The sequence below is a fragment of the Photobacterium alginatilyticum genome (assembly GCF_009910675.1).
Lineage (GTDB): Bacteria > Pseudomonadota > Gammaproteobacteria > Enterobacterales > Vibrionaceae > Photobacterium > Photobacterium alginatilyticum.
In genome coordinates this window covers 66322-89878 of the sequence record NZ_RSEJ01000021.1, presented here as the reverse complement: position 1 = coordinate 89878, position 23557 = coordinate 66322, and the positions used below count along the sequence as shown (strand labels likewise).

Genomic DNA, 23557 nt, shown 5'->3' with positions numbered 1-23557 from the left:
CCCAAACCACAAGATTATTTTCTCCTCGAGGTATTAAAACATAGTGATCACTGTTGAAAAGAAAGACGGGCATAAAGTTAAAATTTCCCATGTTATTCAAGAAACAACCAATCGACAGCTTGATCTCTACATTTTTGTGCCCGGTGAATTAGGCCTGAACTCCAATATTATTTCGGAAGATGAGTTCTACCATAATGCCATTCTCGGCAAACGTACCTATTACAGTGATGTGAACCACCTCCCTTTGGTGCATAGCCGACTTGCCAGCCGCGGCAAGCTCTCGACGGAACAATACCGCCTTAGTCTAAGTTTATATGCTTACCAGTATGCTTTGGCTCTTGAGCAAACTGCCCACCAGCTACTGGAAGATAAACAGGAACGAACACTCGGCGAAGTCGAAGAGGTTGCCGAGCTTGCTGTGCGTATTCTAAAAAGGTTACGACGTAACGTACCAACCGATAAAAAACTGCTGAAATACTACGAGAACATTGATAACTACCTGTCGTGGTTTACCGAACAACGCTGCCTGTCGTTGATCTCTCACCTGCCTCGCACCAGCGACTACTCGGAGATCAAAGCAATGCTGATTGCAATTTGCGAGAAGGAAACCCAACATCGCATCGACAATAATTACAATTCCAGCAAGGCAACCAAAGACCAAACCCGGATGTCCAATAAAATGCGCTTGTTAAGGCGTCTGATTGAATATCCGGTAACGATGAAAGAAAAAACCATTGAGCTGGGTAAAAACACCAAAAAAGTTGTGACAGGGTTTGCCGCTGGCTTTGTGATGATCTTTGTCACCCTGATGTTGATCCAGGCTCGTGGCGTACTGGGAGACATTACTGCGTCGTTCATTCTTGTGCTGGCCTTTATCTACGCTGCCCGCGAAGTATTTAAGGACGACCTCAAGGTCATGCTCTGGCGCTGGGTTCGAAAAGGAAAGCCCAAATGGCGTAAGCAGTTTTTTGACGCTAACTCAAACCGGTTAATCGGCCGCCAGCTCGAATGGCTGGAATACATTAATTACAGCAAGATTGATGACGAGATAAAGAAGGTCAGAAAACACAAGGTATCGCAACGGGAAGAAACCATCCTCCACTACAAAAGTACGACCCGCATGTCGACCACCAAGTTTATGACAGGTTACGAACAAAGCCGCGAGTCGATTATTCTCGACCTCAGAGTGGTAACCAAACTGATGGAGCGAGGCTCACAAAAAATCTATCAGCTAAAAGACGGCCAGGTCTCGAAAGAATCCGTGGAAAAACGCCACCTGATCAACCTGATCACACGAGAAACGGATGAAGATAAAACCGTACGGATCCAGCGCTGGAAGATCATCATGAACCGCTCAAAAGTGGTTGATATTGAAGCAATCACCTAACTGTCCACTTATATCTCGCCGGACTATTCTTAAAATGATACCGGCTAGTCGATGAGATAGCGATTAACATTGGTCCGCTGATACAGAGGCCTTGGTTGTTACCTGGGCCATTTCGAATAGCCCTACTTTTTGTCTCTTGTTACCGACGGGCAAGTTGCTAGTCTGTCAGTAATAAATCACAAGACTAGGCTGGCTCGATGCGAACTCTTACCGAACTTAAGTTCGACAATACCTACAGTGAACTGCCTTCAGTTTTCGGCACCCAGATCAACCCGCAACCGCTGGCTGACCCGTTTATTGTCAGTGTCAATCCAGGAATTTGCGACTTACTTGAACTTGATATCAGCGAGGCAAGTACTGATTTCTTCGTTAACCTGTTTACCGGTAATGATAAACTCCCCGGCTTCTGTCCCATCGCCATGAAGTATACCGGCCACCAGTTTGGTCAATACAACCCGGATCTCGGTGATGGACGGGGCCTGCTCATGGGGGAAGTACTGACCAGCCAGGGCAGCAAGTGGGATATCCACCTTAAAGGTTCGGGCACTACCCCCTACTCTCGCCAAGGTGACGGACGTGCCGTATTGCGTTCCAGTATACGCGAGTACCTAGCCAGCGCCGCAATGCATGGACTTGGTATCAGAACGACTCATGCCCTTGCCATACTCAGCAGCGCAACTCCTGTCTATCGAGAGCAAATCGAACGTGGCTCAACCTTGATCCGGGTAGCCGAGAGCCACCTGAGATTTGGCCACTTTGAATACCTGTTTTACACCAACCAGCATGCCGAACTGAAACTTCTGGCAGATTATCTGATCAAGCACCACTTTCCCGATCTTCAGCAGGATGACATCAGCACGCCGAACCGATACGCGGCTATGTTCCATCGAATTGTCAGCCTTACCGCCGAAATGATTGCTGACTGGCAGTCCGTGGGATTTGCTCACGGCGTAATGAATACCGATAATATGTCGGTGCTGGGGCTGACCTTCGATTACGGTCCATACGGATTTCTCGACGACTATAACCCAGGCTTCATTTGTAACCACTCTGATTATTCCGGCAGGTATGCCTTCAACCAGCAGCCCTCCATTGCCCTATGGAACCTGTCGGCATTAGGTTATGCCTTATCACCGCTCATCGACAAGGCTCTGATTGATGAAGCACTGGATACCTATCAGCCACAGCTGCAGCAATACTACAGTCAAAAAATGCGTAGCAAACTCGGATTGGCAGAAAAGCTCGAGCAGGACTCGGAGTTGTACAGTGAGATGTTTAGCCTGTTGGCCAGTCAGGCGGTCGATTACACCTTGTTTTTCAGAACGCTTTCAACGCTCCCAAAAGATGCGTTGACCAGCAGCATCCCACAGTTTGAAGAGCTATTTACTTGTACAGTGGCCTTATCACAATGGTTGCAGCATTATGCAGATCGTCTGGAGCTTGAGTCAGTAGACGATCAGACCAGGCTCAAGCAGATGCAAGCAGCGAACCCCAAATATATCTTGAGAAACTATCTGGCCCAGCAAGCCATTGAGCTTGCAGACAAAGGTGATTTCAGTATGGTTGAGCAACTCTTGTTGGTGTTGTGTAACCCGTATTATGAACATCCTGAGTATGAGAGCTTCGCAGCACTGCCGCCACAATGGGGAAAAGAGCTTGAAGTGAGCTGCTCTTCATAACCATACGAAAAAGCCGGCAGAAAAATGGCCGGCTTGATGTTCCATATTACTATCGACTGACTATCGACAATGACATGCCCCTACTGGCTGATCACCGATTTCACTTCATGCTCCAGTAACCATTTTTGCAACTTCGGTGCCTTATGAATGTAGTGGCTCACAACCTCACACACTTTACCGGCATTTTCTGCCGTTTTGAGGGCATGTTTAACTAGCTGCAATACCGCTTCATTTTGATCGTCATGTAAATAGTTCAGAGATTCATGCTCTTGATCGAGTCCGAGGGCAAACTGGCCCAACTGATCAATATCGATCACTAAACCATCAAAATACGGCAGGAATTTATCGCTCATCAAGGCGTTGGCTGGCAGTTCACACATCAGGTGAACCTTCAGGCCATTTGCTCCGCGGCACAAACCCTGCTCGGCCAGCAAGTCAATCGCAGTTGCAGCCTCACTGCACGTTCGAACAAAAGGCACCACCAGCTCGATATTGGCCATCCCTTCCGAGCTTCTTGCTCGCTTAATCACTTCGCATTCCAGATTAAAACTTTTTCGGTGCGACAGATCAGCAAACCGGGAAACGCCACGCAGCCCAATTAAAGGGTTCACTTCCATGGCTTCCAGCTCGCTGCCAGGCAGTGTTCGTCGATAATGTGAATCCGCGCCAGACAATCTAACTCGCAGTGGTTTGTCATCTGCTTTTTTGGCCGCCTCGACCAATATGTTCGTCAATGTTGTCACATACCATTCAGCCGGTGATTCATAATCACCTGCCGCTTCCAACACGACTTGCTGCAGTTGCTCAGTAAGCTTGGTTGTTTCTGCAACAGCATAGGGGTGAATACCAATCGCGCTATTAATAAGGCCATCCATCGACACTAAGCCAATGGTAGCAGTCGACTGCTCCAGCTGAGCGGGATCTAATAATAATTCGGTGAAAGAAAATCCAGACTGATTGTTGTTTGTCATACGGCACCACTACTACAAAATTACGCCAAAGTCAGGAAGTTGTATCAAATACGCGCAGGCTCAAACAATACTGCCTGCAGTGAATGAATAACTAAAAAGCCAGCCCTACCAAATGATGCAAGGTAATACTGGCCAATCAGCAAAATCACCACTAAGTGCCTGTTAACAACCTTCCTTGTGTCATGTTCGACATTACTTTTTCATTCTTCGCATGGCAAGCAGAAACACACAAAACTGAAAATATATTTACTCAAAATGCATAAGTTATACCAAGGCGCTTCTCGCTCCTGTTACATCCCGGTTCAAGGGTTGAGACACATTATTTCGACCAATTCTTCTCAGCTTGGTAACGATCACACCGCATGACACCCTCTATGCTTACAAAAGCGCGGTCAAATGAGATAAAAACTTAAGTCATATCACAAGTTTGGTTTATTCCTGCTGTCTTTTGGGCTATCTTTACGCGTCGTTATTTTTTGAGTTACCGAGATAGGCAAACGTATTATGCCAATGAAAACAGATGAACTCCGCACGGTTAGCCTAGGGCTAATGCCAACTCCTGCAGAGGTTGAAGCCGCTTACCCGATTACAGATAAAATTGCAGAGCATGTCGCGAACTCTCGCCGCCAGGTTGAAGCGATTTTAACGGGACAAGATTCTAGGCTGCTGGTAATCGTTGGTCCTTGCTCGGTACATGATCCTGAAGCAGCTCTCGACTATGCACAGCGTCTAATGCGTATTCAAGACAAATACAAAGACGAACTGTGTATCGTTATGCGCACCTACTTTGAAAAACCGCGCACTGTGGTTGGATGGAAAGGGCTGGTTTCCGATCCGCATCTGGATGGTAGTCTGGATCTGGTAACAGGTTTGCATACTGCCCGTAAACTGTTGGTCGATATCAACAAGCTCGGCATGCCAACAGCCACTGAGTTTCTGGATATGATCACCGGACAATACCTGGCAGATCTAATTTCGTGGGGGGCAATTGGAGCCCGTACTACCGAGTCTCAGATTCACCGAGAAATGGCCTCTGCCCTTTCTTGTCCGGTCGGCTTTAAGAATGGTACCGACGGAAATATCAAAATTGCAGTTGATGCTATCCGTGCCACCCGAGAACCTCACGTTTTCTGCTCGCCGGCCAAGAATGGCGAGATGACTATCTATCGCACATCGGGTAACCCATACGGCCACGTCATCCTGCGGGGCGGTAAAATGCCAAACTACCATCAGGAAGATATTAGTGCCTCGTGTGAAACACTGGCCTCCTTTGACCTGCCGACTCGGCTTGTTGTTGATTTCAGCCACGGCAACTGCCAGAAACAACACAAGCGCCAGCTTGATGTTGCTGCTGATATTTGTGAGCAGATAAAGTCTGGCAGCAACTTCATCGCCGGCATCATGGCCGAAAGCTTTATCGAAGAAGGTACGCAGGCAGTCGATATCAAGCAGCTTGATAAACTGACATACGGTCAATCAATTACAGACCCATGCATAAACTGGACGGATACCGTCACCATGCTTGATATGCTGGCAGACGCTATCAAAGCGCGCAACTAAGCTATAACTTAACAAGTACAGTGACCGGATATATCGGCGAATCCGTCACTGATGACTAAATTTTGATATACTCGCCGGTGAATATGACAATTACGGATTAGGATTGAGCAAATGCCATCTTTTGATATTATTTCTGAAGTCGATTTAGTTGAAGTACGAAATGCAGTAGACAACTCGTCACGTGAACTCGATACCCGTTTTGACTTCCGAGGTGTCGAAGCTAGCTTCGAGCTGGATAAAGAAGTTGTAAAAGTCACGTCTGAGTCAGACTTTCAAATCACTCAGCTCGTTTCAATTCTCCGTAGCAACCTTGCCAAGCGCTATGTTGATGCACAGTCAATGGAGCAGAAAGAAACAGTTCGTTCGGGCAAACTTTTCACCTGTAGTGTTGCTTTCAAACAAGGTATTGAAACTGCCGTTGCGAAAAAACTGGTTAAACTCATCAAGGACGCAAAGCTGAAAGTACAAGCTTCTATCCAAGGTGACAAAGTCCGCGTCACAGGCAAGAAGCGTGATGATCTTCAGGCAACGATGGCGCTTGTTCGCGAGGCTGAACTAGACCAGCCTTTCCAGTTTGATAACTTCCGCGACTAAGCCAACGGCTATATTTACGACGTAATGAAGGAAGGCAAAAAGCCTTCCTTTTTTTATGGTTATTGACCAACTTGCTCCAGACTGGTCAATCATTAATCATCCTCTCTTTGCAGGTGCTGATATATCGAACAATAACGATGAACCAATATTCCATATTTCTTGGCTATGGCATATAGTAGCGCCATACTTATAAGAAATGATTTTCTAGCGTTGTAGAAATAGCACCATCTAGGGGGAATACGTGATAGAGTCGGTTTTTTCTGACAAGCGCTACACCAAAGAAGCACAAGCCGCAGCATCAGAAATTAGTCGCCAGGTAAATAGCCGACACGCTAAGTGGATGGTGAGCTTACAATATTTAGTCAACCAAGATGATGTTGATCATATATTAAGCCGTGAGGGCGAATTTTGTGACACGATTATTCTTTACGAAAAAGAGCGTGTTACAGATAACCAACGCCTTTTGCTTAACTGTGAAACCGATAAAGTTCTAGAGCGCCGAGCTGAAAATATCGTCAAGCAGCAGCGCCATCAAAAGATCCTCGAACTGGTTCAGAAAACAGCGGAAAATGTCATGGAATCCCGTTTTGAAAAAACGGACATTGCACGACTGCTGAACCTTCACCCTGGCTTTGCCGATTTCGCCTCGTTTGCATATACACCCACTCTTAACTTTCAAAAACTTGGCTCACTTGCGATTCTCTATAATTCCCTTGGCACTAACATTCTTGAGCTTGTTAATAACACACAGTTCTGTAAGCAAATGGGGAAGACACCGAGAAAAATATCCGATCCCAAAACAGCCATCGGCTTTATCGGCGTTGATAACTGCCGGATGCTCTACCCTGTTCTGATGACAAAACCACTCCTTAAGTGGGCAGACAGCAATACAAAGCTTATCGCCCCGAAAATGTGGCAGCATGCTATCACCATGGCGAACGTAACCCGCATGCGTTTAAGCGATGCCGGGTATAAAGAGCCTGACGAAGGCGTTTTGCTGGGGATGTTACGCGGCATCAGTCAATTCGCCATATGTAACCACTTTACAAACTGCTATGATGACGCTTTGGAACTGGTCATGACAAGGTTTCGAGAAAATGATCAGCGCGAGGAGTATTTTGCATGCGCCGATGTCAGCTACTCCATGGAGTTTCTGCCAACTGTACTCGAGAAGTGGGAAAAAAGGCTTACTCAACGCATTGTTGACTATATCGATTGGGGCCCTAGAAACCTGCACCTAAAAAATGCCCTCTTGGAAGATATCAATGATGTGTCAGTCTATGAGCGTAGCCTGCATGGTGTCGCACTTGGTCAGGCAAGATCCTATGCTATCTACGATATGATGAAAAAGAGCAACGCATTTCTGACCGATCAAGCCCCATATTGGTTTGCACATATGCAAATGGACGGAAAGATCCTAAAAAGTATTGGTGCTCGTAATCCTGGAAAATTTATTCTTTCGGTTAAAGATGATTAATTTTCCACACTGACTTTTTCTTAATATACACCGATCCCCCTCTGCTTGAGACGGTATCGGTGTATTTGTTATATTCGAAACGCTAATAATTAATGACTGACCAATACAGCAGCTACAAATTTAATCATTCTAACTTGTAACAACTCTTCACCATCGCTCACGCTATTTCATAACTACTCTTTTTAGGTATTGATACATATGCATATTCTTTATCCAAACAATCAACCATAGGGTTAAAAAAATAGTTGTACCACAAAGAATCCCCTATACTCCTTTCGTCGTCTAGGGTTCCAAAGTATTTATAAGGTTTTATTAATTTAGCGATATAGCAGATACAGATACCATTCAGCTTAATTTCTTTGTTCATTCGAACTAATCGGAATAGCTCTCTTTAATTAGCCCAATAAAGGGAAAAGAGAACTTACTGCGCTCTGCCTATATTCCTTCGCATTTCGCGAAGCATGGAAGATATACGACTTGAACCCTTTGAAGGCTATAGACAATATACCTAAAAGGAGATGTCCATTATGGACACTGTGAAAAACAATACTGCTAATCATTCTGCAAGAAAATCAGCCAAGATGGGCTGGAGTAAAAACGATACTGTTTGGGCTCTGGGTCTTTATGGAACAGCAGTGGGTGCCGGTACATTATTTCTACCCATTAACGCGGGTGTTGGTGGCCTGATCCCTCTTGTCGTTATGGCAATCTTAGCTCTGCCAATGACTTTTTTTGCTCATCGAGGCATGACTCGCTTTGTACTTTCCAGCTCTAATCCCGGTGCCGATATCACCGAGGTTGTTGAGGAGCACTTTGGTACGGGGATGGGCAAGGTCATTACTCTGCTGTACTTTTTTGCCATCTACCCAATATTGCTGGTTTATAGTGTTGCACTCACCAATACGGTAGAAAGCTTTATGGCGCACCAGTTAAATGTCGCTCCTCCCTCTCGTGCCATTTTAGCATTAGGTCTCATTGTTGGCCTGATGGCTATCGTGCGTCTTGGTGAGCAGCTAATTATCAAAGCAATGAGTGTATTAGTATTTCCTTTCGTTGCTGTACTGCTGATGCTGGCTTTATACCTAGTTCCCCACTGGAACGGTGCAATTTTCGATCAGGTAATACCAACTGAAGGCGGTGCTTATACAATTTTTATGGCAGTATGGCTAATCCTTCCTGTTATGGTTTTCTCATTTAACCATTCACCGGTTATTTCCTCATTCGCCGTAGCCAAACAAAAAGAGTATGGAGAAAACGCCGAAAAGCAGTGTTCGCGTATTCTTATTCGTAGCCATGTAATGATGGTTGCCACTGTTATGTTTTTCGTTTTCAGCTGCGTGCTAAGCCTTTCTCCGGCAAACCTGGCAGAGGCCAAAGCGCAAAATGTTTCAATTCTCACCTACCTTGCAAACTATTTTGAGACGCCGGTAATCGCCTACGTAGCTCCAATTGTTGCCATTATCGCGATTACCAAGTCTTTTCTTGGTCATTACCTTGGAGCCAGTGAGGGCTTTAACGGTCTAGTTATCAAAGTCGCTCGTAGCCAAGGCAAAAAGATTAAACCCAAAGCGCTTGATACATTTACAGCGCTGTTCATGCTAGTAACAACTTGGGCTGTTGCAACTATCAACCCTAGCATTCTGGGTATGATAGAAAGCCTTGGTGGCCCGATCATCGCTATGCTGCTCTTTATCATGCCGATGTATGCCATCAAGAAAGTACCTAGCATGCGACAATACTCCGGTGCGCTGAGCAACGTCTTCGTAATGATAATTGGCCTAATTTCAATCTCTGCCATTTTCTATTCGCTGGCTCAGTAACGCTTGTTTCAATCTGATATTCAGGCCATCAGTTGATGGCCTCTTTTATCCCCAAACGACGAGAATCTAGCTGCTAACTTCTTCATCCTTCATTTTTCTGCTAGGCTGGTTTTAAATTCAATGAGAAGAATTTAGAAATGGATCTAGATAAGTACACCGAATACGATAACCCTTTAATCTGGCCAATTATATCGCTCTTGCAAGCAAAACCTACCGGTTGGATGATCCATACGCTGGCTGATGCGCTCCGGCAACAAAACCTTCTCGAAACACTCGACGACGATCCCGAAAAAGACCTTTTTAAACGTAATTTCCTCCTGATGAATGCCTTATATCAACTTCAGGAGATGTTATTGCCAAAACAGTGGCTTCAGGCTCAGGCAATGGACATTCGCCTATCCCACAACATGGCATCAGACCAGAACCAAATCGACATCAATGATCCGTTAAGAGATTACTATCTTGACTGGCGAAACTACAACACTGATGCCGAAGCTGTTAAGGCCCTGCTATCTTCGTTCTGGCGGCGTTATCAGAGCCACATCGGATCTTCGCATAGCGCTTCATCGGCACCACTTTCCAGTGCCAATCATCAGGATCTCGCGTTGCTTGAACTCCCAGCAGATGCGACGGCAGGTCAAATCCGCCGTCAATGGCGTAAGCTCGCTCTACGCTGGCACCCTGACAGGCCTAATGGTGATGCAAAACAATTCCGTAAAGTTTGTGAAGCATGGCAAAGACTAGGTTCTAGCTTCTAGCTTCTAGCTTCTAGGTATAGCGCCTCAAAGTCATTCAGTTTTTTCAAACAAGCTGTTCACCTTTATCCTCTGTTAACCATAAGGCCACCCTCCTACACTAACAACATTCCCCATTAAAAGGGTTTGTATTCGGAGGACATATGGCTATCAGACGTATTAAGCAAATCATTGATTCTCACCCATCGTCCGATGGCGATGGCGTAAAAATTCAACGAGCACATGGTTTTAACAACATCCAGTTCTCACCATTTCTGATGATAGACGAGCTAAAATCAGAAAGCCCCGAAGATTATATTGGCGGTTTTCCTCCTCATCCGTCTGACTTTTGTCGAGCTACAAACTTTGTTCAAGGTAGGTGAGTTAGTAAAAAACTAATACCCGAAAAGTAATTTGCATATATTGCGACCAAAATATGAACAAATCTTTATGAACATTTAGCTCCTGTCTACCATACTGTATAAAAAATAGGTAGGAGTACGTAATGCAATTCGTACAGCAGGGTAACACCCTCACCGTGCTGATCACCAATCCGCATAAAATTGAGCCAGAGCGCTTAAACATCTCACCATTGCTTATATTGCACGCTAAAGATCGCAACAGGCTACTCAACGCAACCAGCCAATACGCAGTCGGTAATGCATGCCAAACACAGCATCGCTACATAAATGAGGCTCTCCGCCCTTTTGGTTATTACTTGCACTGGGACACTGCTCTGCACCAAGGCAGCATTTGCCGATTGCCTGATACATTTGAAGGCTGGCAACGTCTGGTACTTCAGTTTGCCCTATGGTACATCAGTCGCCCAGGTACTAAAGCCAGCCTAGAAACACTATGTAAGAACGTACAATGTAGGGTACGCCCCTGGCTAGAGTTTCTACAGGAAGACGGTCTGATCCCTCTTGGCGTGATGCTGCCAGACTTGAGCCTACCCGAAGAGCAAGGCAGCCACGGCTCTCCACAGAATCCCAGACTGCTGGGCGAGCAACCGGCCAAGCCAACCCGCGATGACGAGCCTATAGAAAAGGTCAGGAAACCACTCGATAGAACCCTAGCCGGGCCAATTTTCTGGCACATCGACGCCGAGTATCTGGATCAGGTTGAAGCCACATTACGCAACCGCGACCAGGTATTGGCTGATTTAATGGATGACTACTGGCTACGACTGGTGCGAGATTACCGCTGTGGCCAACAGATGCTACAGCAAATTACCGCTGACGACTGGCGTCTACGTGAACAGAACGCCATCTGGAAGGATGATGCAACCGTAACTATAGTTGACACAAAAGGACGTCATTACCAGAAGAAAATCAGTCTACAACTTACATCACCAAGGCACCCAAAGGGCCATCTTTGGGGGCTGCGCATGATGATGCAGCAATTAAAGTACAGCAACGACCCTGAATGTCTGACCCCCAAGGCGTTACGTAAGCACCCGGCATGCCTAGCCAGGTTTCTAAAAAATTCTAGCTCTACACCTATTGCCCCATTACTCAGTGACTGCGCCCTGCCACTACAACAGGCCGAATTACTATCATCCGAACAGCTGTTTTATCGCTTTCTTGGCCTGCTGAACACCACCGATATGGCCGTCGCCAAGGCGCTGCTGATACGCGAGCATGCCAACCTGACACCTGACGCTCTGGACGGGGCTCAGTTACTTAACGTCAGGGGCAAAAGCTATATGCTGTTAACCGACGAGGGGCAGCAGCAGATCTTCAGCGTTGATAAACCTCGAGCCGGTAGCCGTAAATACGCAGCACTGACTCCGCGCGCAGCCCGAGTGCTACGCCACCTTCAACGTGCCACCGCACCAGTGCGCGCCCTGCTGAAACGCGCCGGACACCCACACTGGCGATATCTGTTGCTGGGAGTCACCCAAGTACGGAAAAACATTAATGGCCTCGGTCACCCGGCAAGGATCTATGCTCAGCTGCTATACGATACCACAGGTAAGTATAAGTTCACCCTAGCCCGCTGTCACCCGACGCTGACCAATGCCGGACTCGGTGCCGGAACGCTGGATTTCAACAAGATACGCCACACTCAGGGTGTACTGGCCTGGTTCGATAAAGGCTCGGTACGCGCCGTGCAAAAGCGCCTCGGCAACAGTTACCGCGTCGCCATCGAGCATTATATTCCCGAACCCCTGATCCAAATTTGGAACGAGCGTATTATCCGCCGCTTTCAGAATACCTTGCTGGTCCTGGCGGCGGCCGAAGAGGACTACTTGCTTGAAGTTGTCGATATGCCAAACCTAGCCGAATTGCATCGCTTTCTGGCTCAACTGGTCTATGAATTGCCTGCTGGGAGCTCACCGATTGCCGACAAGTTGCATCAACTCTACGCGGAACGATATCGCATTGACCATGCGGGACAACCAGCCACTTGGGAAGCAGTTCCAACGCCAGACGACCTGTTGCACCTGCGTCTGTCACCAAACAGTCTGGCCTTGTTGCTCGCCTACCGTCAGTGGGCGCAGCAGCACCTTACAGCGTCGCTCCAGATCCAACCAGACCACCTGACCGGCCTGACGCCCAAACACTTTATTGACCTCGGCGGCATGTTGCAGGCGGCAGCGCAAAGCGATGACATCGGCTATGCATTACGTGAATCACTGAACGTGAAGAAATTACAGCGTGTCTACGGCCAGGCCGAAAGCAAGGTCCCGATACTAGTTAATCGCTTGACCCACCTCTCATTGCAACCGATCTACACGGAGGATATCCCATGAACACAGAGTTTTTCGACTTCGAGCAACTACTGGGTAGCCTACGTCTTGCCACAGACCAGCCGAGCGAATTACAGCTACAGCACCTGCTCTGGACCCGACAGCGCGCCAAACCCTACAACGGCCACTGGCAAGCTCCCTGGCTGCTCAGTGACTGGACGGCCCCTAAATGGCAAACAACTGCTGGAAGCAAAACCCGCCAGAAGAACGGTCAATGGGTTGATACCGCCAATGTCAATTGGGCCATACAACTGCCAGAAAACAGCTGCCTAACCGACACCCGCTACGCCACGCTGCTGGAAACCTGCCGTCGTTTGAGTTTCCTTTATCGCCAAGGTTATGCCGAAGGCAAACCGCCCAGCATAGCTAGCTGGAAGACGTTTAACCAACAGTTGCTCTGTCTATGCCATTGGATGGTACTTGAACACTCGCGTTACCACCCCGATACCTACAGCCTTAGCCTGCTTGACCAAGCCGGGCTGGTACGCCTACTACGCGCAATCGCCACAGGCGATTGGAACGGAACACACGGCTTGGTCGAGCGCTGCCTGAGTGGTCTATATCAGGCAGTATTCCGAGAGCCTTGTCCTGCGAAACTGCTGGCCGAGCCTGGCAACTGGCCACAGAATACCTGCCAGGCGGTCATCGACTGGCTCGAAGCTAACCAGGGTTATTCATACCGACAAGGTTCAGGTAACACTGACCACACTGGCCTTGTATCCCGCGTGTTGCTCGGTAGGCTTGCCTCAGTGCAAGTGAACTCATTGAAGAAACACCAGCGCCTTAACGCCGTACTGCGTCAATTTGAGCCCAAGCTGGCCCACCCGACGCTGCTAATTCGAAGCCGACAAAGCACGGAATATCCTAGCCAAAGCACTCCCACGCAGCAGGAGGCACTGTACACCACTGGCAGTAAGACGTCAGTTGAACAAGCCAGCACAATGCTGCGCCTGATTCTGATGCTCTATCGGCATCAGCCGGAGCATTTACCGCCACCGATGACCCTCAATTTGCCTGCAGCAGTTTTATCTGCCGTTAAACTGGCCACAAGAGATAACCACACGCCATTTATTCCGGTTGATACCGGGTTGCAATACCTTAACCACGCTCTGCGCTGGGTGGTACTGTACGGCGATGCCCTGGTTGATTACTACCTAGCAATCATGAGCCAATTGCGTGCCAAAGCCGATACATCTGTTGCGCTGAGGCCTTGGAAAAAGGTGATGAATTATGACCTGCCAAAGGTGTTAAGCCAAACCCCGCAGCCACAGGCACTTAAAGAGGCCGGCTTTATATTTACTCAGCTAGGCACACCAAAAACAGGCCGTGATTTTGACCGCCTGCGCAGCCAACCCACGCTGCACGAGGCACTGGAGATCTATATCGGCGCAGTTACCGTGGTAATCGCACTGATGAAGCCATCACGTGACTGCGAGGTCGCCAATCTACCACGGTTCTGCCTGCTACGAACGTGCGGCGGCCACTACTGGCTCGACTCGGATCTAGCCAAACGAACCAAAAGCGAGCGCCGCACCCGCACAGGCGGTAAGCCTATCCCGGTGATCACCGCCCGCGCTATCCAGCAAGTGCGCAAGCTGAACCGTGGTCTTTCGAAACTGTTTGGCGAAGACGATAACCACTTGCGGTTCAAGCTGTTCTACCTTCCTAACCCCAACAAATGGGGCACCGCTAAGAAGATTGACGCGGGTTCACTCAACAGCTATCTGGACAAGTTCTGTGACTACGTTGGCTTGCCGCCAGATGAGCACGGACGGCGATGGTACCTGCGCATTCACCAGATGCGAAAATGGTTCCTGCTCCTGCTGTTCTGGAGCGGTCGCTATGACGTACTGGACGCGGCAAGCTGGATTGCTGGACATACCGATGTCGATCACCTGTATGCCTACATTGAGCGTGAGTTTCCCGGCGGCAAAATCGGCCAGTTGGAAGCCGAGTGCGCGATTGATCTTCTGGCTGAATATGATTCTACTCAGGTCACGATAGACGGTGAAGATGAGGGGCTGGCAGAACTATACCAGCGCGTATTGCGCCAGTTCCGAGTCAAGGCACTTAACATGGTGCCTGAGCGTGAGTGGCAAGCCTTGGTTGAGGATCTTTTCGAACACGATTACCACCTAGCGCCGTATAGCATTACCACTGACGATGGACACAAGCGCCTGTGTATTGCCATTCGCCAGGGCGGGAGGAAGACTGGAAGACTGAATGACTGAGCAAAAACCAAGACGCAAGCCGGATGCCGAAGCCTGCAAGGCTAGTGTCTATAACCGCTACGAGGCGTTGCAGCGCGCGCTGCGTAACCCTAAGCTGGCATCGACCGAGCTGCTGAATGCCTGCGCGTCCCAGTCCACCCTGGCCGCACTGGATATTACCCAGCATGGAATCACCCCACTGTCGCGCAATTCCATGTACAAATACGCCGACCAGGTGCTGGCCGACAATATCGTACCCGAAGGTAAAACCGCCGGTCAGGGCGGAAAGTACTACCTAGACTGGCTGCGCAAACAGGTAATGGCAGTTGCACTCAAAGAGACCGGCTATCGCACCAAGGCCGCCCGCGCCCAGCGCAATCAAAAACGCAAACAGGAAAACAATGACAAACTGGATGAGACCGAACTACACGCGCTGCGACTGAGCAAAGCCTACCTGCACTTGTTTCAGCAGGTGCGTGGCTACGCCCGCGACGAGCAGATCGAACCTCGCACGCGCCAGTTACTGTTTAACCTGCTCAATGATCACGACGCGCTGTACGGTGACCTGTTCAGTGAAGCCGGTACCCAGCGCGATGACGATGACAACGTAGAGGTACTGCCACGATGAAACGCCCGCCCCAGCAACAGCTCTACAGAAAACTGACTGAAGTCACCCTGCCGGAGAGTATCCAATACTTTCGCAGCGGCAATGAAGCGACCTACCGCATTGAGCAACAGTATCTACCGGTCGCCGCCTTTGTACGCTGGCCCAGCGGCAAGCCCTGTCTGCCCGTCAATATGTACCTGCTGTACAACGGCTACAACTGGACCGGTGACAGTGTACTCACCACAGCATCCAAGTTGTCTGAGCTAGTTCGCTACTGCGCCCATGGACGCGCCACCCGACAGCCCTGTGGTTTTGGTGACCTGACCGATAATGACATCGGCCGTCTGATCGAGAAATTATGCACCGATGTCTACATGGACGATCCCAGTCAACGCCTGCGCAACAACAATACAGTTCGCGCCATCATGCAGACCATTCTCAGCTTCCTCGTCTGGTACCAGGACAACCTGTATCTCAAGCCTGGACGCCTGATAGGCTCCAGCGGCGAAGGGGCGGCCATCGGCGTCACCCGCAAGAAGAATTCGCACAATAATCGCTATTACTGGCACCATCGTTACCTGCCGCAAAGCGTCAGCACCGACCCCAAACTACCGATGGGCACCATCATGATCGAAGATATCGAGATGGTGATAGAGGATCTGTACGAGCCGGATGCCTATCCGGAGCCTGCACGGCGTCGCTTTGGCAAAAATGAATCCCTGTTTGACGCTTACCGGGACTACATCACGGCCCGGCGCGACTTTATGCTACTGATGATGCGCAAAACCGGCCTCCGTCCGGAAGAAATGGTCCAGATGTCACTCAAAGCCAACCGGCACAGCATCGGTGAGAGTCAACCGGTGCTGATCCTGCCCACGCTCAAGCGTCGTCAACTTGACCCTCCGCTACGTCGCTTCCCAATCACACCAAAAATCGCCACTCGCGTGCGGTTGTACCTCAAGGCGCATCAGAAATGGCTGCAGTGTTGCGAGGAGCGCAACCCTGAACTTGCGGAATCAGACAGTCTGTTTCTCAGCACAGAGCCAGGCAACCTCGGTGCTGCGGTCGCCAAGTCAGGTCTGGACAAGGACTTTGAGAATTTGTGCAACCGCGCCGGTTACCGCAATCACCAGGCGTGCTTCTCCATGTTCCGCCACAGATTTATTACCGACCTGGTACTACTGCACCTCAAGGAGTTGAATAAAGGTAAAACCGAGGTGAATAAGCACGACTACCGCATGGTTCTAGAAAAAGTACGTGAGAAAACCGGCCATAAAAGCATCGATACACTGTGGCACTACATCGACCTGGCCTACGACATGGAAGGCGTCTGGAACCCTGTTAATCAGGCTATCCGCCGCCTGCAGGCCACCGAAGAGCTGAAACACGACCTGAACCAACTGCGCCGCCAGTTACGTAACTCCGATGGTAGCCAGTTGGCCTGCAGCCAGGTGATCGACCTGGTGACTGAACGCCTGAGCCAGATCATCGGTGACGCCGAGCAGGCCGGACTGGACACGGCACCGACCGGATAACCCACAGCGTATTACAAGGTAGCCCCCAAATGAGGCTCTGTACATTTATGTTTCTAACCTCTCAAAACAAGAAAGACCACTGCCAAAGTAAGGTTTTGTGCAAACAAAATGTAAAGGGGTCAAACTCATGTTTGGACAAAAACACGTTAGAGTATGAATTCTAACGTGCTAATTTTGGATTAAAAAAAGTATCTTGAAACCTAAAGCGTTTGTTATACGCCACAGGAAGCTTGGCTGTAGCCTTGTGGTGAACTTAGCCTAGCCCATCAGAATTCATATGTCGGCTACAATGATTATTACCTAAGCTATATCTTCTCTAAGGAGGTAACCTGTAATGGAGTATTTCTCCACTAGAAAATCCAACACCACCATTGCCTGTGCCTTTAAGTTAGGTGTTTGCCTGACTCTATCATGATTTTTGAATAGATATCTTCTCATATATCTTTCCAAGTAAAATAGTGTATTTCCTGACTTATCTTGCGACAAATCGATGTCAAAGGTTTTTATTGCATTACTGATCCAGTAAATACCATCATCTAAAAATTCACTTCCAATGCCACAAAGAAGTTTGCTGATACTATAGATAAAAGAAGGTTCACTACCTATCTTACTGCTCAGGTCATTAAAAAATACTTTATTCTCCGGCGAAAATGTATGCCAAGCCATTGCATCGTCCTTCCAAGGAACTCTTGCAAATAAAAAGGATTCGATTATGCGCTCTTTATCATGCCGCCAACCTTGACTACTAATTGAATCAACGACGCAGCCTTTAAATCGGTTCCATACATACCAAAATGAGTCCGGCATGTTCAGCGAGTCTTCAGCGCTAACAAATTCATTTAATAAATCTGCCGTACCTTCGCTCAAGGTGAAGTCATCTGTAAAATATTTTAGGTATCTATCCTTTTTGCTATTATCTAGATGAAGAACAAATCGAGCATAGTACTTTAAAAACTCATATCTGAAAGCATAATCAAGGCGATTCTCTCTATCACGAGAGAGTAATTGCTGTGAAATTATCTTAATAATTTCCTCAACAAAGGGCACGGAGCTGTTGAGTTTGTTATCCAATGGCAGAAGCTGAAAAGCGGTTATCAATATATCGTTATCTATGCTTTCAATATTCTTTATTGCAGATTCCTCTATGGTTTCATCTTCGATACTCTTTGCTACATTCTCTAGTTCTTTAAAAAACTCCTGTTCAAAGTCATTTTCATCGATGTCATACTTTTTCGCTTTATACGCCTCTTGTCTTAAACGATCCTGTACATTTCTATATTTTTGAGCAATTATCAAATAGCCAATGTACAGCGACTTCATGAACTCAGGTTCATCTTTCCATAAGTGTTGAACAGATTGAATCGCTACTGAACTTATCCTATCCATTCCCATCATCGATATAGAGTCATGTCTCATTAAGGCTCTAATTAAGACAAGCTTGACAGTAAGTCTTTCGTCTGCAAAGTCCCCTATCAACCTTGGAAGAACAAATAATGCAGGAACAAGGCCATCACCTATCTGATGTATATAATCATCATTGTTAACGATGCTGGCATAATCAAATATGACTTCCTTGCAAAATTCTAGCTCAGCTTTTCCTAATTTCTCTTTGAAGTCCCGTAACAGCACTGCGCATACATACGACGGTGTGGCTCGATCAAGCTGCAATCCCACCGACATGCTGCCTCCTGAAAGATGATTCCATATTTCTTTTGCCTCACCCAAAGCAGTTAATGGATCATTTTCATAAGACTCATATTTATTGTAGTTATCTCTATTGTAGAGCCTGCTATCAGCCCAATTATTTAAAGCTAAATGTTTAAAAGGCCCATTCGCTTCGCGCTGAGATGCTTCACTATATTCTTTAAGATCTGGTTCAATTTCTGGGTTGAATTCTATTGCGATACCGTGTTCTATTTCTTTCGCTTTAGGTGACATTTTCCTTTTGTCCATGCGAGCTAAATATAAACGCCATGTTTTATCTTTATGATTTTCATGCTCCTTACTTGGTAAGCTTCTGTAATGATGATCTAGGATTTTCCAAATTTCCTGAACCCTATTTTCTGATTCCTCATCACTTACTTCCTCAGTTCTAAAGAACTGATATTGAAGTGCTATGTCTTCTAACGAATGTTTCCTATGTTTTTGGTCACAAGCTCTTATTCTTTCATTCTCATGAAGTTCATTCGTTCGATTGACACTAAAATTTTTCAGCGAGATAAGTTGATTCTTATGTGTTTGATCTATTATCATTCGAGCAGAATCATAAAAGAAAAATTCTTTCGTTCTGAATAGAGTTTTGGCAACATTAAATGTCTTTTCATGAAACGCACATACTATGCTCGCAACAACAGCCACAAGCGCAGAAGATTCAGCTTTTTCTAAGATATAATTTAGATAATATTCAAGAGTTTCAGATTTAGTACTTTTTCCTCTCTCAAGAAAGAAACGCTCGAGCGACATTAATATTGATTCAAGTAGATGAGGACTGACTTGTGTTCCACGGTACATACACCAAAGACGATTTGAAACAGGTAGATTAGTTTTTTTACCATCATCTAGAAACAATGTTGTAGTTTCAACTTGGCCTTCATCAAGACTAGATTCAGCATATATTCTTGATGAAGAATTTAATAAGCCGGTAATGAAGTTTAGTGTTAATTTTAAATCGGTTTTGAGCAAAGCATATATGGGGGTCTGATAAGCACTTGCTGGGTAAAAGTCTTGATGCCTATTCTCAACACCAAATTCGTGATCAATCTCTAGTCTTGAACTATAATAATAACCGCCATTTTCTGGTGGTTCATGCGTCCAAAAACACTTGGCTAGAGTGATTACTTTTTCCGGAATCTCCATCGCAACATTGAAGCATTCCATTTTGGTTAAAATAAACTCACTCAGAAGGTAGTATGGATCGTTATGTCCTTTCCAATTGTTTAGAGTTACTTCATCAATGATCGCTTCCAGTTCACTTTTAATTTCACTTGCTCCATACAGAATCGTTAGGATCAAGTTTTTGGAAAAACCATCATCTCCAATATATATATCTTTTACGATTACCAACTTGTAAAATGATAGAGAAATTAGGCTAGCATATTTAGTTGTTTCGCCAGACTTATTGTTACTGCTCCAGTCGTAAAGAACGGGCAATACAAAATTGAGATTTTCCACGCCAATATTTTCGATATTTTCATAAATGAACTTAATTAGTGACTTCCATCCGGTTCCTTTTGGCCTAGTCATCACATAATCCATTGATAAAATATCTGGTGCTCGCACTCCAATCCTATCAAAAAAACTATTATCTATCTCCTTGCACCCTATTCTTATCAATAGGCATATGCGCTTTAGAAGACTGAAGTCATCTTCCAATAATAAATTTTCACTAATGTTAAAAAAGTAATCAGAGTAGTCGGACAGAAGCATAGAAACTAACACTTCATCTTTCCACAACTTGGCTATATTACTAGATGATAAGGTTTCTACAATAAGGTGACTAACTTCTTCACTTTCGCTGCTAAGCTTCTCTGATAGCCATCGTCTGAACACTCTTCTGATAGGTAAAGATTGTTGTATTTTATCAAAAAATATTTCCGAATTTTCTGAGGATAAAAAGCCACTTTCAACGAATTTTTCCAGCGCCCACTCTTCATAAATATCATGAGTAATGAAATATCCTCTATTTGGCTCATAACTGATTATTCCTTCAGAAACTAAGACTTCTTCTACTTTTTCATTGGAGTAATTAGTATCAGGAATTACAAAAAACCTTCCTGTATTGGCTCTTTCTTCAGCTAGCCGAATAAAAAACTGCTCTCTTTGAGGGGATCTTTTTGTAATAACTCTCGGCCACAGAGATTCCTTGAATTCAAAGTAGCTCGCGCCTTTGTTGTCCTGATAATACTTCAAATATTCTCTCAAATAAAATGGGGTCAATATGAGTTCTTTAAACTTCTTATCATCAGGGATAATAAAACCATGCTTTTTAGCAAGCTCGAATAACGTATCATCATCCAACTTTTCTATGTGTATAGAATTAAAGCTAGTTTTGTACACTTCATATAGTTGAAAAATCAAATCATCTAGGTAGTTATTTCTCGTGGTGAACCACACCTTCCATCCACTTTTGATTAGGGTGGAGAGATACTCTTTAATAGGATCTGTATTTTCTAGAGTAAGCAAATGTTCCGCAGAATCAATAACAACTGTTTTATTGCCTGCTCCATCATGTGCCTCAACAAAATCCTTTATAAAAACACCTGACAAAAATTCCTTCAAACTGCTAACAGAGAACTCTGTCGCTTTATGGACATAAAACGCATCATTCCTCCCCTTATCTCCATATAGCTCTTTTATCAAGGCGGTTTTTCCTGTGCCACCTTCGCCACTTATAATTAGCGCACTAGAATTTGAACTTTTAATTTCGGAAATTAAATTAAATCGATTAATTGAAACGTTTTCGTCGCCAAAGGTTATAGTAGTTTCAATATCGTCTAGAATTGCATCCGTATGAGACTCAAACGAACTCAAAAGTGCAAATAAGTTATCAGATTGAGTAAAGAAATACGAAGCAATCCGGCTACAATCATCTACAACAAACGGTGACTCGAAAAAGCTACAGCATCTCCATTCAATTTCTAAGTTGTTTTCTTTTGCCTTTTCTTCTGCTTCTATTTTTCCTTTTGGTTCTTTTCCTTTATTTTGACCCCATTCTGAATTTGTGTAAAAAATTATTTTATTTAAATCAGGATAATCACGTTTCGCTTTTGTAATCGTTTCTAAAATATCATTTTTATGGTTAGATAATGCAACTTCATAAAACTTAGCTTGCCAACCAACATTAATTCCATCTTGGGAAATAGGATTGGTTTCTATTGCTGATTGATTTTTATATCGAAAAATGCCAGTTTTCACTCGGAATTCATTGCAAAAAAGGAGATAACACATCCATTCAAAAGCGTCTTGTGGATTTGTTGAAAACTTTGCTTTAAATACTTCCCAGTCTATCTTAATCAACTTTTCTTTACCCTTTTCAAGTATTAACAGATATTGAACGATATCATTTAAATGACTATTGAGGCTTTAGTAGAACAGTAAAGCCACACTTTGGTTCAAATTCAGGTCTTCTCTGCCCAACACACCATAGTAAACTGAGTACATAATTAATCATTATAAAAAGTAGGTCAACTAATGTCGAAAGAAGCAAGTCAAGATTGTTGCTCTACGCAACTTTGGGGCAGAAATGAGCCAGACTAGACTGGCTCGAAGTTAGACAAAAATGTTTCATGCATTTGAATCACTTTTGAGCTTCGCTATCGATTCAAGTTTACCGATTAACACACTATCACTGGCTACCATACCGAGGTCATTTTCGAGGCCCAATACTGCTAAAACGATCATATAGTGCCCAATAGACACTGTTGAGTCACCTCTGGTGATCCTTCGTAATGTCGGCTTTGATATCCCTGTCCGTTGGTGTAACAGCTCCTGCGAAATACGCCGTCGCTTCAACGCCAATTCAATGTTCTCACCCAGTTGATCGAGGATGCGTTGTTGTCTAGGAAAAACCACTGCTCTGCGGCGTGAGCTCATATTGAAACTATATCTCCATTAATGTTCAAAATGTGAAAGCGTAGTTTCACAGCCCAATTCTATAAATATGAGAGTGTTGCGAGCGGCGGTTTTGGCCTGCAACTACCTACCACACTCCCATATTGCGAACTCTTGCTTCGACCTCTTTGAGATCGTCAAGTGAACCTGTACTGATTACCTCTAAAGGTGAACGCCCCTCAAAAAAGCTGTTATGGTTTTTCATTGCCATAAAACCGGTTCGATTTTTGGGGTTATCAAAATGTACTTTTAAGAAATTAAGAATACTTAGAATGCAATACACTCGCTCTTCCTGTTCATCGTCTGGATAAGAGGGAAGCACATTTTGTATTTCTTTCGGTGTGGCTCCCCATTTATTAAGGGTATCCATCGCTAACTCTAGCTTATTGTTGTCCATTCATATCACCATAAACTGACTAACACTTAATGCACTCAAATTAACCTTTGTGTACATGTTTACGCAAGAATCACTCAAACTAAGGCAAGAATCACTCAAACTAAGGCAAGAATCACTCTAACTAAGGCATCATTCACCTCCATTGCTTAGTTTGAGTGATGCGAATTCCTAGCTATACCAGAGACTACATAAGGCAGTTACACATCCAACTAAATTGAACTAAG

General features: G+C 45.7%; 15 protein-coding genes and 1 pseudogene. 12 read left to right on the top strand and 4 right to left on the bottom strand.

The features are described 5' to 3' along the window. The first annotated feature begins 43 nt into the window (after positions 1-43). Entirely contained in the window at positions 44-1387 is a 1344-nt protein-coding gene (locus EIZ48_RS18890) for a hypothetical protein (protein ID WP_160654701.1), read from the top strand. A gap of 197 nt (positions 1388-1584) precedes the next feature. After that, positions 1585-3066 carry a protein adenylyltransferase SelO gene (locus EIZ48_RS18885; protein ID WP_160654698.1) on the top strand — a complete coding sequence of 494 codons (1482 nt, stop codon included), beginning with the start codon at positions 1585-1587 and terminating at the stop codon, positions 3064-3066. An 80-nt stretch (positions 3067-3146) separates the two neighbouring features. On the opposite strand, the gene EIZ48_RS18880 is transcribed toward EIZ48_RS18885, so the two are convergent. Beyond that, positions 3147-4037 (bottom strand): putative PEP-binding protein, encoded by an 891-nt coding sequence (locus EIZ48_RS18880; protein ID WP_160654695.1) that lies wholly within the window; start codon positions 4035-4037, stop codon positions 3147-3149. 504 nt (positions 4038-4541) lie between these two features. On the opposite strand from EIZ48_RS18880, the gene EIZ48_RS18875 reads away from it, so the two are divergent. From EIZ48_RS18875 to EIZ48_RS18830, 10 genes and pseudogenes are all read left to right on the top strand, one after another. Further along, positions 4542-5597: a 3-deoxy-7-phosphoheptulonate synthase gene (locus tag EIZ48_RS18875; RefSeq protein WP_160654692.1), complete on the top strand. Its 1056-nt coding sequence runs from the start codon at positions 4542-4544 to the stop codon at positions 5595-5597. 111 nt (positions 5598-5708) lie between these two features. After that, complete coding sequence (locus EIZ48_RS18870) at positions 5709-6191, top strand: YajQ family cyclic di-GMP-binding protein (protein WP_160654689.1); 483 nt, start codon at positions 5709-5711, stop codon at positions 6189-6191. 241 nt (positions 6192-6432) lie between these two features. Continuing rightward, positions 6433-7668, top strand: a complete 1236-nt coding sequence (locus EIZ48_RS29485) for an HDOD domain-containing protein (RefSeq protein WP_160654686.1) — start codon at positions 6433-6435, stop codon at positions 7666-7668. Between the two features lie 527 nt (positions 7669-8195). Beyond that, complete coding sequence (locus EIZ48_RS18860; protein ID WP_160654683.1) at positions 8196-9488, top strand: HAAAP family serine/threonine permease; 1293 nt, start codon at positions 8196-8198, stop codon at positions 9486-9488. Between the two features lie 137 nt (positions 9489-9625). Continuing rightward, positions 9626-10246, top strand: a complete 621-nt coding sequence (locus EIZ48_RS18855) for a DNA-J related domain-containing protein (RefSeq protein ID WP_160654680.1) — start codon at positions 9626-9628, stop codon at positions 10244-10246. A 140-nt stretch (positions 10247-10386) separates the two neighbouring features. Beyond that, a pseudogene (locus tag EIZ48_RS18850) lies at positions 10387-10563 on the top strand (pirin family protein); the annotation flags it as partial. Between the two features lie 164 nt (positions 10564-10727). Next, entirely contained in the window at positions 10728-12977 is a 2250-nt protein-coding gene (locus EIZ48_RS18845; protein ID WP_160654677.1) for a hypothetical protein, read from the top strand. Then, the gene (locus EIZ48_RS18840; RefSeq protein ID WP_160654675.1) at positions 12974-15205 is read left to right on the top strand and encodes a hypothetical protein; all 2232 of its coding nucleotides are present in this window, start codon (positions 12974-12976) and stop codon (positions 15203-15205) included. The genes EIZ48_RS18845 and EIZ48_RS18840 overlap by 4 nt, the downstream gene beginning before the upstream one ends. Continuing rightward, positions 15198-15812 (top strand): hypothetical protein, encoded by a 615-nt coding sequence (locus tag EIZ48_RS18835; RefSeq protein WP_160654672.1) that lies wholly within the window; start codon positions 15198-15200, stop codon positions 15810-15812. Before EIZ48_RS18840 ends, EIZ48_RS18835 begins: the two co-directional genes overlap by 8 nt. Further along, positions 15809-17326 (top strand): site-specific integrase, encoded by a 1518-nt coding sequence (locus EIZ48_RS18830; RefSeq protein ID WP_160654670.1) that lies wholly within the window; start codon positions 15809-15811, stop codon positions 17324-17326. Before EIZ48_RS18835 ends, EIZ48_RS18830 begins: the two co-directional genes overlap by 4 nt. 300 nt (positions 17327-17626) lie before the next feature. Here EIZ48_RS18830 and avs4 read toward each other — a convergent pair whose 3' ends face one another. From avs4 to EIZ48_RS18815, 3 genes are all read right to left on the bottom strand, one after another. Then, positions 17627-22342, bottom strand: coding sequence for an AVAST type 4 anti-phage nuclease Avs4 (avs4, locus tag EIZ48_RS18825; protein WP_192928639.1), 4716 nt, complete (start codon positions 22340-22342; stop codon positions 17627-17629). A 267-nt stretch (positions 22343-22609) separates the two neighbouring features. Then, positions 22610-22918, bottom strand: a complete 309-nt coding sequence (locus EIZ48_RS18820) for a helix-turn-helix domain-containing protein (RefSeq protein ID WP_160654666.1) — start codon at positions 22916-22918, stop codon at positions 22610-22612. A 106-nt stretch (positions 22919-23024) separates the two neighbouring features. Continuing rightward, on the bottom strand, positions 23025-23333 hold the full coding sequence (locus EIZ48_RS18815; protein ID WP_160654663.1) for a hypothetical protein: 309 nt from the start codon (positions 23331-23333) through the stop codon (positions 23025-23027). Positions 23334-23557 lie beyond the last annotated feature (224 nt).

Excerpts from the sequence above, each read along its gene's own strand:
- EIZ48_RS18885 (WP_160654698.1), top strand. The coding sequence starts at position 1,585 with ATGCGAACTCTTACCGAACTTAAGTTCGACAATACCTACAGTGAACTG.
- EIZ48_RS18880 (WP_160654695.1), bottom strand. The coding sequence starts at position 4,037 with ATGACAAACAACAATCAGTCTGGATTTTCTTTCACCGAATTATTATTA.
- EIZ48_RS18875 (WP_160654692.1), top strand. The coding sequence starts at position 4,542 with ATGCCAATGAAAACAGATGAACTCCGCACGGTTAGCCTAGGGCTAATG.
- EIZ48_RS18870 (WP_160654689.1), top strand. The coding sequence starts at position 5,709 with ATGCCATCTTTTGATATTATTTCTGAAGTCGATTTAGTTGAAGTACGA.
- EIZ48_RS18860 (WP_160654683.1), top strand. The coding sequence starts at position 8,196 with ATGGACACTGTGAAAAACAATACTGCTAATCATTCTGCAAGAAAATCA.
- EIZ48_RS18855 (WP_160654680.1), top strand. The coding sequence starts at position 9,626 with ATGGATCTAGATAAGTACACCGAATACGATAACCCTTTAATCTGGCCA.
- EIZ48_RS18845 (WP_160654677.1), top strand. The coding sequence starts at position 10,728 with ATGCAATTCGTACAGCAGGGTAACACCCTCACCGTGCTGATCACCAAT.
- EIZ48_RS18840 (WP_160654675.1), top strand. The coding sequence starts at position 12,974 with ATGAACACAGAGTTTTTCGACTTCGAGCAACTACTGGGTAGCCTACGT.
- EIZ48_RS18835 (WP_160654672.1), top strand. The coding sequence starts at position 15,198 with ATGACTGAGCAAAAACCAAGACGCAAGCCGGATGCCGAAGCCTGCAAG.
- EIZ48_RS18830 (WP_160654670.1), top strand. The coding sequence starts at position 15,809 with ATGAAACGCCCGCCCCAGCAACAGCTCTACAGAAAACTGACTGAAGTC.
- EIZ48_RS18820 (WP_160654666.1), bottom strand. The coding sequence starts at position 22,918 with ATGAGCTCACGCCGCAGAGCAGTGGTTTTTCCTAGACAACAACGCATC.
- EIZ48_RS18815 (WP_160654663.1), bottom strand. The coding sequence starts at position 23,333 with ATGGACAACAATAAGCTAGAGTTAGCGATGGATACCCTTAATAAATGG.